The sequence below is a fragment of the Anaerobacillus sp. 1_MG-2023 genome (assembly GCF_030547345.1).
GTDB classification, from domain to species: domain Bacteria; phylum Bacillota; class Bacilli; order Bacillales; family Guptibacillaceae; genus Guptibacillus; species Guptibacillus hwajinpoensis_B.
The window spans coordinates 1-14,981 of record NZ_JAUORD010000009.1 but is presented as its reverse complement, the minus strand read 5'-3'; the positions used below and the strand labels follow the sequence as shown (position 1 = coordinate 14,981).

Sequence of the window (14,981 nt, the reverse complement as noted above, 5' to 3'; positions counted from 1 at the left end):
AATTTGTTTGTTATAATATCTTCAGATGTAAAGGAACTAATCAAAAATAAAACACCAATAAAAAACTAACTCCTAAGAATTTGCATCGAGAATTTAAGCAAGTAGGAAGTGGTACAGTTTGATCGAAATGAAAGATGTTTGGAAAACATATGACAATGGAATCAAAGCCATAAACGGTATCGATATTTCAATTGATAAAGGTGAATTTGTCTACATAGTAGGACCAAGTGGCGCCGGTAAGTCAACATTTATGAGAATGATGTATCGGGAAGAAAAGCCTACAAGTGGAAAAATCATAATTAATGGAAAAGATGTTGGCAAATTGAAGAATAAGTACATTCCTAAGCTACGTCGCGAAATCGGCGTTGTTTTTCAGGACTTTAAACTTTTGCCAAGATTAACTGTTTATGAGAACGTCGCTTTTGCTCTTGAAGTCATCGAGGAAAGTAAAGCAAATACGCGCAAGCGAGTAATGGAAACGTTAAGTCTCGTTAATTTGAAAAACAAAGCAAGGTTCTTACCAGACGAACTTTCTGGTGGGGAACAGCAGAGGGTTTCAATAGCAAGAGCGATCGTCAATAACCCTCACATTCTGCTAACAGATGAGCCTACCGGGAATCTGGATCCAGAAACAGCATGGGGCATTATGGATTTATTAGATCAAATCAACAATCGCGGTACAACTGTTATTATGGCAACCCATAATAAGGATATTGTGAATACATTCAGAAAACGTGTTATTGCAATTGATGGCGGTATAGTTACCCGTGATGAAGCAAGAGGTGAGTACGGGTATGAAAATTAAAACGTTTGGTCGCCACGGAAAAGAAGGTTTCAAAAATCTTGGTCGAAATGGCTGGATGACCTTTGCTTCGATTTCTGCGGTTACCGTTACACTACTTTTAGTCGGCGTTTGTCTCGCATTGCTTCTTAATTTAAATGCTTTTGGTGATCAACTTGAAAGTGATGTTGAAATCAGCGCATTTATTGATTTAACGGCGCAGCAAGAACAGCAAGATGAACTTAAGTCCAGGATCGAGAACATTTCTGAAGTGGAATCTGTTACTTATCAATCTAAAGAAGAAGGATTGGATAATTTAATTGATAATCTTGGGGATGAAGGTGAAGTGTTCGAGTCATTAAGAGAAGAAAACCCTTTAAGTGACGCTTTCCTGATCAAAACCAAAGATCCTCAGAATGTAACGGCAGTTGCTAAAGAGATTGAGCAACTAGACAATGTACAAGACGTTGAGTTTGCAGAAGATACGGTGAACCGACTTTTTAAAGTTCTTGAGATCGCACGAAATGTTGGACTGGCCCTTGTGGTTGGATTACTATTTACAGCCATGTTCCTCATTTCTAATACTATTAAACTAACAATTGTTGCCAGAAGTCATGAGATTGAAATTATGAAGCTAGTGGGAGCAACGAACTGGTTCATTCGATGGCCATTCCTAGTAGAAGGTATCCTAATTGGAATTTTCGGCTCGATTATCCCAATTGGTATTCTAATCTACGGCTATTATTATTTAATTGAGTTAATAGCAAATCGTTTCCCAACTTTATTCATCGATTTACTACCGGTAACACCGTTTGTTTATCAGTTATCAGGACTGTTAATTATCCTTGGTGTGATTATCGGAGTATGGGGAAGTCTTACATCAATGCGTAAATTCTTAAAAGTTTAAAATGAAAATTAAGAGATAAATAGATTCATCTATTTTGGGGGAGGAACAAAGATTGAAGCGTAAAATATTAGCAACGGCTCTAACATTGACTCTAGGTTTAAGCGGACTAACAACTGCAGCACTTCCACAAACGACTGAAGCCGCAAATCTTGATGATCAACTTAATAATGTCAAAGAAAAGCAGTCTTCAAACCAGGAAGAGCTTGAGCAAAAGGAATCTGAACTTGCGGACGTGAAAGCAGAGCAAGAAGATGTACGAGCAGAAATTGAACAGTTAAATAAAGAAGTAGCTGAAACGGATGAGAAGATTTCAGTGAAAGAGAAAGAAATTAAAGATACAAATGCTGAAATCGATCAGTTGAAAGAAGAGATTAGCGCTTTAGAAGACCGTATTGCTGAGCGTGATAAGTTATTGAAAGATCGCATTCGCTCAATGCAACAAAACGGCGGCGGAACAGTTGATTACATGGAAGTTTTACTTGGTGCTACTGATTTTGGTGATCTAGTAGAACGCGTTCTTGCTCTTAACACAATCGCAGATCAGGACAAAAAGATTCTTGAAGAGCATAAAGCGGACAAGCAGGCAGTAGAAGAAAAGAAAGCTCAAGTAGAAGATAAACTTGCCTCTCTTGAAGAGAATAAAGCAGAGCTTGAAGATCTTAAAAAAGAGCTTGATTCTAAAAAAGCACAAAAAGATAAGCTAATGAAGTCCCTTGAAGAAGAAGAAGGCGATCTTCATAACCATATGATGGACTTAAATGAAACTGCTGAACTTTTAGCTGCTCAAGAAAAAGCAGTAAAGCAAGAGATCAAGCGTGCTGAAGAAGCAGCTCGTAAAGCTGAAGAAGAGCGTAAAGCCGCAGCTAAAGCGGCAAAAGAAAAAGCTGAAGCTGAAGCACAAGCGAAAAAGGAAGCAGCGGCAAGCTCAAGCAAGTCTAGCAGTTCAAATAGTTCAAGCAGTTCAAATTCAGCACCAGCGCCAACTCCTGAGCCAGCAACAGCGCCTTCTAGTAACGCAACATTCATTAAGCCTGCTGCTGGTCCAATTACATCTGGATTAGGCCGCCGCTGGGGAACGTTCCACGCAGGAATTGATATTGCTCAAGGTGGTCAAAACCCAGTATCAGCTGCTGCAGATGGAACAGTATTGAGATCCTATCATTCAGATTCATACGGTAATGTAGTATTCTTGACGCATAGTATCAATGGTCAAATGTACACAACAGTGTATGCTCATATGCAAAATCGCGCAGTTTCTACAGGTCAGTCAGTAAGTCAAGGAACATACCTCGGTACAATGGGGAATACTGGTCATTCAACTGGACAACATTTACATTTTGAAATTCACAAAGGTTCATGGAACTCTAGTAAGTCCAATGCTGTTGACCCAATGAATTACATTCGATAATTAGATTGTGAAAATACAAAAAAACATTTAAATTACAAAAGAATCCTTAAATTACAAAAAAACATTTAAATTTCTGATACAAAAGAATCCTTAAATTGTATAAATATACGATTGCAAAGCACACAACGCGTCAATACTTCTTATTGAACGAGTTGTGTGCTTTTATATAAGGAGGGATTATGATGGTAAATTATGCATGGTCAGAAGAGAAAATTACCAAATTTATTAAGCAGGGAAGAGGGTCAGGAGAGTTCGGTGAATACAAACCCTGGCTAACCGTTAGAGATGTCCCTTCAACTGGAAGAGAAAGTAGAATAAAAGGTAAAAAGACTAATAGAAAACACCAGCTTTTGTCTGATTTGGAGAAAAAGGCTTTTGTAATCTATGATTGGAACGATTGTGTTATAGATATTAGAGAACAATATCCGATTTTAGAAAGAGATAAGACTCGGGAAATTGCAGAAATTCTTGGTTTTAACCATCCGAAGTACCCTAAAACAAATATCCTTACTGTTATGACTTTTGACTTTCTTATTACTTCGAAAAGTAATACGGGTGAGGTTTATACTTATGCTAGATCCATTAAGCCTTTTACAAAATTATTAGATGAGAGAGTAGTAGAAAAGCTTTTGATAGAAAAATATTATGCTGAACAACAAAATATAGATTGGGGATTGATTACTGATAAAGAAATTCCTGATGTATTAGTCAGAAATTTATTAGATTTAAGAGATATCGATTATAATATTAATGAAGAGAATTCTGAAATTCTTGTTTACTGTTTAACACATATACTTAACACCGATCAATCTAATAGAGTAATCGATACAATAGTAACACTTAGTCAAAATTTGAGTATGGATCAAGAGGATGTCATTATAATCATAAAATACCTCATTGTAAACAAGCATCTGAATTATAATCTTATGACTAGAATGAATTTTCATAGGCAAATATGGCAAGATGTTTTAAACGGAGGTGTTGATCGTGCTTAGTGTAAATAGTGTATACCTAGATAAAACTCTAAATATAAAATTCAGAATATTGCATTTATTAGACGGTGTGGATGAAGCTTATGTTTATGAATATAGTCAAAACCCGTCTATGCCAGTTTGTGTTTCGAAAACGAAGTTGTATCAAATGGTAATAAAAAATGAAGTTGTTAAAATAAGTGATGAATTTACTTTTATTAGTGATATTAATAATTTAAGTGACAAGTTGAAGTCGGAAAGTGAACGAATTTGGAAAATCATGAAACCTCTTGTTTACTCCGAGCCTGATATCTATATAAAATCCAAACGAGCTAAATTAATTAAGGATTTACAACAAAAAGAGCAGTTATCACAAGTAACTATTTATGGATATCTTAAACGATATTGGCATGGGGGAATGAACCGTAATTCCTTGATAGATAGACGATACTTTTCAGGTGGGAAAGGGGGGAGTAAGAATTTAGAAGATAGAAAAATAGGGCGACCATCAGAATATAGACCAGGAATGAATGCTACAAAAGACGTTAAAAATAATATTAAATGGTCTTTAGATAAATATTATTTTCCGAAATTGAGTTCCACCTATAAATTTGCCTATCAAATGATGTTGAAGGAATTCTATACAGAAATGGTAAGAGGGGAAAATGGGTTTAAGGAATTAAATGTAAATCCACAAGCACCTACTTATCGCCAGTATATGTATTGGGCACATAAAATTTATAACTTCGAAGAATTAAAGAGTAAAAAGGTCGGATTGAAAAAATACCAAAGAGATCATCGCTCAGTTTTAGGGTCGAGTGTGTATGAAACAGAAGGACCAGGTTTTCGATTCGAAATGGATGCTACACCAGCAGATATTTATTTAGTCAGTACATTCGATAGAAATCATTCCATAGGAAAGCCCGTACTTTATATAGTTGTAGATGTTTTTAGTAAATTAATTACAGGTTTTTATATTGGAGTAGGTAATGCTTCATGGAATTCTGCAATTCATGCACTAGTAAACACTGCAAAAGATAAAGTAAAACTTTGCGCTGAGTATGGAATTGATATTGAAGCACATGAATGGCCAGCAGCTCATTTTCCTAAATACTTGCTTACAGATAAAGGCGAAGGAATTGGGTTAAATTCTGATGCTCTTATTGATAACTTCGGTATAACGCTTGAAAATACATCTTCCTATCGTGCAGATATGAAAGGTACCGTTGAACGATTATTAGGCCTTATTCCTAAAATGATTCAACCATTCGCTCCAGGTTACATTGAAAAAGACTTTCGAGAACGTGGCGGAAAGGACTACAGGTTAGACGCGTTATTTACAATCAAGGAATTTTCGAGTTTAATAATCCGATGTATTCTTCACTACAATAATAAGTACGCTCAAAAGTATCCTTTGACTAAGGAAATGCTCTTAGATAAGGTAAAACCAATTCCAAATAGTATATGGGATTGGGGATTAAAGAATCGTTCAGGGGCTTTGAAAAGTTATGAGCCTTACTATGTATATTTATATCTCCTGCCACGAAGTACGGCAGTCATCTCTAAAGAAGGGATTGTATTTAGAACAATAAAGTATACATGTGAAACGGCGGAATCAGAACATTGGTTTTCAAAAGCGAGAGATAGTGGTAGATGGAAAGTAAATGTGTGCTTTGACTACAGGACTCCCGAAGTTATCTATTTAATAAAGCATAATGATTTAGAACCCTGTTATTTACTTCCTCATCAAGAAATGTATTTGGGAACAACCATAGAGGAAATTGATGATCTTCTTTCTACTATGAAAAAATCAAACTACAAAGAAAAACAGATACAACTTAATAAAGACATTAATTTTATAGATATGTTGGAACAAAACACCAAGTCGATGATTAAGGATGCAAAAAAAGAGAAAGCAGATGGGGAAGTAATTACTCAAAAAGCAAATGTAGAAAACATGAAGATGAATCGTGCAAAACAACTAGAAGTGGATGTTAGGTTAGAAATCAATAAACTAAATCCTGAGAAATCCAAAGAGGATAATAATTCGGAGAAAAAAGATACTTCAATTCCACAATATAAATTATCGATTAAGGATCTAGGTCTTTATAATGAGGAGGAGTAAACTTGGGGAGGATTAAGAAACAGCCAAATTTTATGCAAGCAGAATACATTGAGCAAGAAGTGAGCGAGTACATGAATAATCCATTTATCGAAGCATTACCCCCAATCAGAACGTTCTCAGAAGTTTATGATTCGTTAGCTCATATTAGACTATTTGCTCAGTCGGAAAAAGAACTTCCTACCCAATACAGATATCATCTAATTCAAAGGTTTAATCAGTACTTTCAACCTATAGGAAAAACAATTGAATTTGAACGCAAACTCTCTATGCTTATGAGAGCAGGATATATTAGCAGAAATCCGCACAATCAGCATTCATTATATAAAACGCCTTTTGTAAACATTCAAAATCCCTCAACCTATACAAATAGTTTCACATTATTGGGTTTTCCTGGTATGGGGAAATCTAGGAATATAGAATTGTTGTTATCACAATATCCTCAAGTCATTGTTCATAAGGCACCAATTAATCGGTTACAGATCACGTGGTTGAAGTTAAATTGCCCCCATGATGGCTCACTAAAAACCTTATGTATCTCATTTTTCAAAACTATTGATGAATTACTAGGTACTGAATACTATAGAAAGTTTGGAAGTAAGTTATCGGTAAGTGCTATGGTTACTAATTTAGCACATTTATCGAAAATTCATGCCATTGGTGTATTAGTCATTGATGAGATTCAACATTTACTCGGGAAAAAAGGCTCTAGTACAGAAGAGATGATGAATTTTTTTGTAACTCTGATTAATGTCATAGGTATCCCTATTATCACAATCGGAACAATGCGAGCAAAGAGTATCGTGCAAAGAGACCTTCGTCAGGCACGAAGATCCAGTGGTTTAGGCGAAATGATATGGGAAAATCATGATATTAATGATGAAGACTGGAACATACTTGTAGAGACCTTATGGAAAAACCAGATTACAAGTGAAACTTCTCCTTTGACCAAGCAGATAAAGAGAATCCTTTATAATGAAACGCAAGGTTTAGTAGATATACTGATTAAACTATTTTGGTTATCACAATGTAAAGCTATGGAACTAGGAATAGAAAAGCTAGATGCTAATTTAATTAAACAAGTTTCAGCAGAAGAATTAAAACTTGTAAAACCAATGACCGAGGCAATTAAAAGCCAGGATAAAAAGAAAATCCTCTTATACGATGACATCGTTCCTTTATCTATAACAGAATATTTAAATCGAAACTCTAAAGATCCCATTAAAATTAAGGAGAAAATTATAGAAGAACAAAAAAAGATTTCAAAATTCCAGGAAATAATGAACTACCTTAAACCATTAGAATTGGATCAATATAAAACAGAAATTATTTTGAAACGAATACTTTTAGAGAAGAAGGATTTAAACACATCTCAGATTGTGAAATGTGTTTTGAATGAGTTGAGTATGCCAGAAGAAAAACCTGTAGACCAAGGCTCCATTAAAACAGGTATACTGGAAAATATTATCCGTCTAAAGAACCAAGAAGATAGTGAGAACCTTATTCATAAATATCTTATTCAAGAAAAAATTATTGTTTCTCCACTAGATGATTTCGAGAAAGAAGCATTTCTATGATTAACATTTTCCCTCAACCTTTTTCAGACGAATATTTGTATTCTGTTATTGCTAGATATCATAAAATGAGTGGTAATCATAGTTATGAAGCCACCTATCTGGAGTTATTTAATAGCAAAGCAAAAGTACTTTTATCCGATTTACCAAATGATCCACAACAACTGCAAAGAAATACGGCATTGTTTTCAGTTAAAAAAAACTCAAAGAGATGGATTCTAGATCATACAGCATACAATTATTACACCTATTTTATGATGAGTGATCGTTCTCAGCACGTGTTAGAGCATATGGTGAAAGGGACAAACAAAAGCATCTCATTAATAGTGGGGAAGTCGGCAAGTAGGGTAAAAGAAAATATTCATATGAAAATTTGTCCTGAATGTTATAAAAGTGAGTTTAATATATGTGGGACACCTTACTGGCATACTCATCATCAGCTACCTGGAGTTTTCGTTTGTGCTATTCACCACACTAAATTAATAGAAAGTAATTTGAAAAAGAAGCATCATCATGCTTTGCAATTACCTGCATATGAAGTGGAATATAATAAAACAAATAATATAAGTGAAGTACAAAGAGAGATGCAAATACTAATTTCCATAACAACGCTCTCTATTTTAACTAGAGATTCATTTACAGAATTTGAAATATCTTTTCATCGAATATATAAAAACATATTAAAAGAATTGGGATACATTACAAAAAATGAACGTGTGAGAAAAAAGAAATTAATGGAAGATTTCAAGATCTGTATAAAACCTGAATTCCTAGAATTTATTGGACTAGATGAAGGTGTAACATATTCAACTGTTCAATATTTATGGTTGAATTATACAACAGTAATCCATCCGTTGTTCCATATCATGTTCTTGCTGTTTTTATTTAAGCAGTTAAAATGGTCATATCATAATAAAACATTACTTCATGTTTTAAAGTATGGGGAAAAACTTGAAAATATGAATAAGCGAAAACAAGAAGCTCTTAATAATCAGTTAGTGTGTCTTAATCATAAGTGTTCTCATTATAAAACAAATAAGCAGGGATTTCCTTCTATTAATTATTACGAAATGAAAGGAAGTTATCTATGCACTAATTGTGGATTTCGTTACTATAAGCTGAATTTTTCAAATCTAAATAAATTCAAATGGGATATGATTCTCTCAGTTGGATGGTTGCTAGAAGAAGAGATAAAGAGTTTAAAAGAAAAAGAATTAACCTGTTATAAAATAGCTAAAGAGTTAAGTATACCAGAAAACAGTGTGAAAAAAGTCGTTGAAGGGAGGTATATAGAACGGAGTGTAAAAAGAAGATTCAATAGAGACATTGATAGGCCAGCATGGTTGGAGCTATTGGATAGCTATCCATTCTTAAGTAAGTCAGAGTTGGCTAAAAAAAATTATGCATTATACAAGAGACTTTTCTATAATGATAGAGAATGGCTGCATAATCAACAGTATACTACGAAAAAGAGATCGACCAACAGTTATATTGATTGGCAAAAACGCGATGAAGAATTTCTTGTGATCATGAAAAACTCTTTTGAAGAATTGATGCAGTCCAGCCCACCAATAAGAATAACAAAGAATAGTGTGATTAAACACTCCAACCTCAGATGGGACTCAAACTCAGAATATAAAATGCCTAATACAAAAAAGTATCTAAGTGAAATAAATGAAGAGTGGAAATTCTTTTATATTAGGAGAGCAGAATATATTATCAACGAGCAGCTGAAGCTGCCTTTTGAAGATAGAAGATCAAGGAAGAAAATGAGTCATTTAGTAGGGTATTTTAATACAGATGACTGCTTAATTAAGGAACAGTTAAAAAATATGCTCGATGAGTACTTTTTGTCCTTTGATCATTATGACAGTGGTTCAGAGGTTCATAAAGCAATTGAAAAGTAAAATTTAGCTATGTGGATATGTTTCAAGTGAGAGGGTGTCAAATGTTTATAATAATTTGAGACTCTTTTTTTATTGCTCTTAAATATGAAATCTAAAAATCAGATATTATAAAATGACTATGTTAAAATTAGGAAAATGATCACTTCAGAGCTATTCAATTAAAGGGCAGGATTGTTGAAGACTCAGTTTCGAGATAATTTGAGATTCAGATTAATAAGTGAACTATTTTAATTTTACATCATATACAAAATAAGGTAAAAAAACTGTTAATTAATAATCTCCTAGGTGGTGCTACTAATGAAGCATGATTAAGCACGGGTTTTAATATTATCGCAAATAAAGAACCGGGCTTTGTGGAAATTTTGTTGATTTACGTGAAAGGACATGAATGGAAATGGATGAAGTGGAGTATTGTAGAAATTCTAGGACGATTGTATTAAGTTCAAAAGGTTCTTAAGGTTGAGTTATAGTAATCATTTGGAAAATTTTACAATGTATAAGAATGGGACTTTTGTCATTAAATAATAACTTTAATTATAGTAAACTAATAAAAAGTACTCAAATCACCACATTCTACTTTGGGTATATGTACCTATTTATTCGATTGGACATCTTGTTTAAATCAGATCTACATTTGAATGGAATTTCTTATTATACAAACGTTCTTAACGTTCATGAGCCTTTTAGAATTCCATTTTTAAAAGTAAAGCATGATATTAAACTACTTTTTCTTTAGGTCTATTGTCATCGTTGACAAAAATTAACTGTTTTATTAGCATAATATTTGTTCCATTAATTCACTAGGGGAGGAATTATTATGAAGAAAAAATTAGTAGCAGGGGTTTTATGTGCAGCAATGGTGGTTCCAACTGCAGCAAGTGCAGCATACCAAGGTTATGTTGGGTATAGCCTTCCTTCATTTTCAGGAAATAACTACACTGGTTACCACGAGAAAGCAACATCAGACGACTACATTAAAAATATTGTTGAGAATTATGAAGGAACTAGTACAGGTAACTTTTGGGCTCAAGATTCCGGCGGTTCCATTTCATCGAAGTACAATCAAAAAGAAGGAAGTTATGCGAAAATCAACTTTAACCAAGGTGGTAAATCTAAAGGAAACGATGTAAGAATGGCCATGGAAAATGAAGAGTATTGGAGTACCAACGCCTTTGTTGCTGGTCGTGTAGATTTTAGATAATCATTGTTTCAATTGAAGAATTTGATTTCTAATCTATTGAAACGTCATATAAAGTCCATATTACAATAGTAATATGGATTTTATGACGTTTTACTGTGCTTTCCAATATTTATAAAATTAATAAATTAGCTTATTAAATGAATATCCATACTACATTAATTTATTTTTTTAAGGGATGTGAAACTATGAATACATTAAAAATGGAGATAATAAATTCCTTAAAAAGAAAAGAACTTCATTTTGTTTTTATTTTTATGCTTATTGTTGCAGTTTCTGCATTTTTAATTGAATGCCTAGCGTTTTATGGATCTGATATTCGGTTTGTAAGGTCAGCTGCAGAAAGCACTCTTATGCAAGGGGTATATGCAAGTTCGGTAAGGTCAACATTGTTTTTTGTCCTTCCCATAATTTGTTCACTTGTTTATTCTGATTCATTTTATGTTGATTATAATAACGGGGTATACAAAAACATTATATCTAGAGTGAGCAAAGGAAAATATATTTTCACAAAGTCTTTAGTAGTGTTTAGTAGCACCTTTCTCGTGTTTTTTTTCACATTATTTATTAATGAATTATTGTGTCTTATCACATTTCCTCAGACAGGACTTGATAATATTGCTTCTTTGCCACCCTATGATATTGGAATTCAAAACTATAATGAGTCTTACGTTTTTGATAAGTTACGATTAGAATCCCCTTTTTTATTCAATACTTTATCAGTTTTTATCATTAGTATTTTTGCAGGGTTGTTAAGTTTAGTAACCTACTCCATCTATTTTATGTTCTTAACAAAAAATAAAATTGTAGGCATAATGGTTACTTTTATTTTCTATATTTTAATCAATATTGGACTCGCAATGCTCGATTTTGCCAAATTAACGATGTTTAATCAATTAAACCCAAGTCATGTCGGGACTATAGCTCAATTAGTAGCTTGGATAATTGGATTGTTGATTATTGCTGCTTACTTTATTTATAAAAAAGGGATAAAAAAAGAATGGGTTATTGAGAGTTAAAGGAAGGTACATAAATGGATCGTACTTCAAAAGAAATCATAATCATTTATTTAAAGTCAAAAAAAGTAATTTTTACATTCTTTTTGTTATTGATAGTATTTTCAATTAATGCCATTTCACTTAAGAATAATGATTTTAATAATGATCTTATACTAATTCAATTTTTTCAGATGAACTTTAATAAATTAATAGTCTTGTTTATTATTGTGCCGTGCTTCTTCTTTTTATTAAATGAGGCATTAAGTATGTTTGACCAACACAAAATTTTAATAAGGTATACATTTATAAAAAAATGGTGGTTGCAAAAAACTATAACCTTATGTTTCATAACATTTTTATTTGTTTTGATAGTTAATGTCCTTTTTATCATTTCTCTTATAGGGACAGGGGTTATTGCTTACTTTAGTATTAGCTTTTTTATATACTGGTTTTTAGGTTTTTTTCTTCAATATATTGGATTTATTCTAATAAGCAGTATATACCTTACGTTAGTATATTTATTTAATAACAATTTCCTCTCTATAATAGTAACCTACCTTTTTTTGATTTTTCCTTTTTCAATAACTGGTTTATTTTTTGTTAAGGTATATACTTTTCCGGAATTTATGTATTTAAGTAATGTATTTGATTATGATTCAACCATACCCAATTTTCTAATTGGATTTCCTATTTCAGCCCTAATTTCGTGTTCAATATTAATGTGCAATTACTATATTATTAAACGTCAAGATATATTTTGGAGTAAATAAAATGTATTTACGAAAAATCGCTCACAATCAAGTTTTTAAAAATTTACTTTTTACTATTGGATTAAGTGTAATTTCGAGTTGGTATTACATAGGATATGCTAATGCCGTTTCTTCAGAAACTTCAAGTATAGGTATGCTAATATTTTTAACGTATAGCAGTTTAGAATTTTCAAGTATTAAACATGTGATACCAGTGTTAATTTGGATGCTCCCACAGTTTTTCTTAGTTTATATTTTAGGGCAATCTATTAACAATTCGTTTAGAAATAACGCTAAATATATTTTTACGAGAACGAATAATAGGACAAAATGGTTAATGAAAAATGTAAATCAACTATTTCTAAATAACTTTCTATTTTTTATAGTACATTTTTCAGTGGTCATTCTTATGGGGTATTTAAATGGAATGTTAATTAAGACATCATACGGTCTATTGATTATTGGAGTTGTTTTTTTTCTTCAAGTATCAGTTAGTTACTTGCTGCTATTAGTTATTAATATATCTTCATTATTTTTTAATCTTACATATTCATATGCAGTGATTTTGTCGCTTCATATATTTTCCATTATGATAATAGGAATAATCGGAGAATTAACCCCACAATATTTAGTGCTCTGTAAATGGTTGCCTGTATCCCATATATTTCTAGCTTGGCATGATTTGAAAATGATTGAAGATTTTCAATCAATCTTAACAATTAATTATATTCAGAGATTTGATTTGATCTTTTCTATAGGTTATTTACTAGTATGTTACTTAGTAATTATCTGGATCTCTATAGCAAGGATTAAAAAAATTGATATCTATTAGGAGGGAAAAGGTATTGAAATTCATTGAAATAAAAAATTTAACAAAAGTAATTAAGGGTACAGAAATATTGAAAGATATAAATCTATCCTTAACAGCAGGTAGAGTTTATGGTTTTGTTGGTGGTAATGGATCGGGAAAAACTATGCTCTTCAGAGCAGTCAGTGGTTTAATAAAACCTACTCACGGAACAATTAAAATAAAAAATGAAGTTTTACATAAAGATATTTCCTTTCCTAGAGATATAGGAGTCATCATTGAGGCGCCAGGTTTTTGGGATCATCTTACAGGATTTGAAAATTTAAAATTGCTCGCGAAAATCAAAGGGAAAATAAATGATAATGACATTCGAAATGTTTTAGAAAAAGTAGGGCTTCAAAAAAATGATCTTAGAACATATCAAAAATATTCACTTGGAATGAAACAGAGGCTAGCTATAGCTCAAGCAATAATGGAATCACCAACACTTCTTATTTTAGACGAACCGACAAATGCATTAGATGAAGATGGAGTTAATCTTGTGCGGTCTATTCTTTTAGAGGAAAAGAAAAAAGGTGTTACTATTCTAATAGCTAGTCATAATAAAGAAGACATTAGTACACTTACTGACGATATATTTAAAATGAATAGTGGAAAATTAGTGGAATTAGAGAAAGGATAACAATTCGATGAAGAAGCTAATCAAGACATTATATATGGTGGCTACTGCTTTAATTATTGGAAGTATTATCTTCGGTCTAGTTACAAAGAACTCATTCGTAGAAAATGATACGACCAATATATCCAAAGAGTATGAAAATTCAATAGTCTCATTAAATGATAACGACGAATTTAGTAAAAAATATTTTAATAATAATATAGAAAATATTGATCAATTAATTGGGGAATCAGATCTTATCGTTAAAGGACAAGTTACAAATGATAGGATCTTGTTTAACCAATCTTTAAAAACAAAAATTGTCATTAACCAAGTAATAAAACAAACTTCTGGAAATGTTAAATCTGGAAATGAAGTTTATGTTTTTGAACCTAGTTATTTTCTTTATGATACTTACGTTGTGGAAGCAGGGTACAATATTATGAAGGAAAACGAAGAATATATCTTATTTTTAAAACATTTAGATGTACCGAAAGACTATGAATATAAGAACAATGAGGCAATCACTTTTCTCCCCACATCCACATATTTCGGGAAATATAATCTCGATAAAAAGGGTAATACGAAGGTGTTAACTAATATAAACCAAATATCATATGAGAAAGTCCAAAATTTTGGGGTTATTTCCGGTAATGAAAATTTAGTTAGTAAATTTGAGAGTTTTAAACAAGAAATTGAGAATGAATTTTATTAACCATCGTCCTGAGTATTGCGGAACGAAAAAGCCACTTGTGCGAAGTTTTGAGCCATCAATTGCGGAGAATGGAGCCAGTGAATGCATAGAAGAGAGCCACCGGGTAAATTTCACTAGTGACTCTCTTCTTTAATATGGTCAACGAGGAGCGACTAAACTATGCCTTTCACGCATTGATATGTGGC

Annotated in this window: 12 protein-coding genes; all 12 read left to right on the top strand. The window is 32.4% G+C overall.

Going from position 1 to position 14,981, the window contains the following annotated elements:
- Positions 1 to 118: 118 nt before the first annotated feature.
- Positions 119 to 805: a cell division ATP-binding protein FtsE gene (gene ftsE / locus Q4550_RS15045; RefSeq protein WP_303534047.1), complete on the top strand. Its 687-nt coding sequence runs from the start codon at positions 119 to 121 to the stop codon at positions 803 to 805.
- A complete protein-coding gene (ftsX, locus tag Q4550_RS15040) occupies positions 795 to 1,688 on the top strand; it encodes a permease-like cell division protein FtsX (RefSeq protein ID WP_303534044.1) in 894 nt (297 codons plus the stop codon). Before ftsE ends, ftsX begins: the two co-directional genes overlap by 11 nt.
- Positions 1,689 to 1,740: 52 nt before the next feature.
- Positions 1,741 to 3,096 carry a murein hydrolase activator EnvC family protein gene (locus Q4550_RS15035; protein ID WP_303534042.1) on the top strand — a complete coding sequence of 452 codons (1,356 nt, stop codon included), beginning with the start codon at positions 1,741 to 1,743 and terminating at the stop codon, positions 3,094 to 3,096.
- Between the two features lie 182 nt (positions 3,097 to 3,278).
- Positions 3,279 to 4,091: a TnsA endonuclease N-terminal domain-containing protein gene (locus tag Q4550_RS15030; protein ID WP_303534039.1), complete on the top strand. Its 813-nt coding sequence runs from the start codon at positions 3,279 to 3,281 to the stop codon at positions 4,089 to 4,091.
- A complete protein-coding gene (locus tag Q4550_RS15025; RefSeq protein ID WP_303534038.1) occupies positions 4,084 to 6,192 on the top strand; it encodes a hypothetical protein in 2,109 nt (702 codons plus the stop codon). Before Q4550_RS15030 ends, Q4550_RS15025 begins: the two co-directional genes overlap by 8 nt.
- Positions 6,193 to 6,194: 2 nt before the next feature.
- Positions 6,195 to 7,766 (top strand): ATP-binding protein, encoded by a 1,572-nt coding sequence (locus Q4550_RS15020; RefSeq protein WP_303534036.1) that lies wholly within the window; start codon positions 6,195 to 6,197, stop codon positions 7,764 to 7,766.
- Positions 7,763 to 9,670 carry a TnsD family Tn7-like transposition protein gene (locus Q4550_RS15015; protein ID WP_303534034.1) on the top strand — a complete coding sequence of 636 codons (1,908 nt, stop codon included), beginning with the start codon at positions 7,763 to 7,765 and terminating at the stop codon, positions 9,668 to 9,670. Before Q4550_RS15020 ends, Q4550_RS15015 begins: the two co-directional genes overlap by 4 nt.
- An 817-nt stretch (positions 9,671 to 10,487) precedes the next feature.
- Positions 10,488 to 10,871: a hypothetical protein gene (locus Q4550_RS15010; RefSeq protein WP_303534031.1), complete on the top strand. Its 384-nt coding sequence runs from the start codon at positions 10,488 to 10,490 to the stop codon at positions 10,869 to 10,871.
- Between the two features lie 185 nt (positions 10,872 to 11,056).
- Positions 11,057 to 11,887, top strand: coding sequence for a hypothetical protein (locus Q4550_RS15005; protein WP_303534028.1), 831 nt, complete (start codon positions 11,057 to 11,059; stop codon positions 11,885 to 11,887).
- A gap of 750 nt (positions 11,888 to 12,637) precedes the next feature.
- Positions 12,638 to 13,447, top strand: a complete 810-nt coding sequence (locus Q4550_RS15000) for a hypothetical protein (protein WP_303534026.1) — start codon at positions 12,638 to 12,640, stop codon at positions 13,445 to 13,447.
- A 13-nt stretch (positions 13,448 to 13,460) separates the two neighbouring features.
- Positions 13,461 to 14,105, top strand: a complete 645-nt coding sequence (locus Q4550_RS14995; RefSeq protein ID WP_303534025.1) for an ATP-binding cassette domain-containing protein — start codon at positions 13,461 to 13,463, stop codon at positions 14,103 to 14,105.
- Between the two features lie 7 nt (positions 14,106 to 14,112).
- Positions 14,113 to 14,796 (top strand): hypothetical protein, encoded by a 684-nt coding sequence (locus Q4550_RS14990; RefSeq protein WP_303534024.1) that lies wholly within the window; start codon positions 14,113 to 14,115, stop codon positions 14,794 to 14,796.
- Positions 14,797 to 14,981: the final 185 nt, after the last annotated feature.

Coding starts and splice junctions, on each gene's coding strand:
- ftsX (WP_303534044.1), top strand. CDS start 795: ATGAAAATTAAAACGTTTGGTCGCCACGGAAAAGAAGGTTTCAAAAAT.
- Q4550_RS15030 (WP_303534039.1), top strand. CDS start 3,279: ATGGTAAATTATGCATGGTCAGAAGAGAAAATTACCAAATTTATTAAG.
- Q4550_RS15015 (WP_303534034.1), top strand. CDS start 7,763: ATGATTAACATTTTCCCTCAACCTTTTTCAGACGAATATTTGTATTCT.
- Q4550_RS15010 (WP_303534031.1), top strand. CDS start 10,488: ATGAAGAAAAAATTAGTAGCAGGGGTTTTATGTGCAGCAATGGTGGTT.
- Q4550_RS15005 (WP_303534028.1), top strand. CDS start 11,057: ATGAATACATTAAAAATGGAGATAATAAATTCCTTAAAAAGAAAAGAA.
- Q4550_RS15000 (WP_303534026.1), top strand. CDS start 12,638: ATGTATTTACGAAAAATCGCTCACAATCAAGTTTTTAAAAATTTACTT.
- Q4550_RS14990 (WP_303534024.1), top strand. CDS start 14,113: ATGAAGAAGCTAATCAAGACATTATATATGGTGGCTACTGCTTTAATT.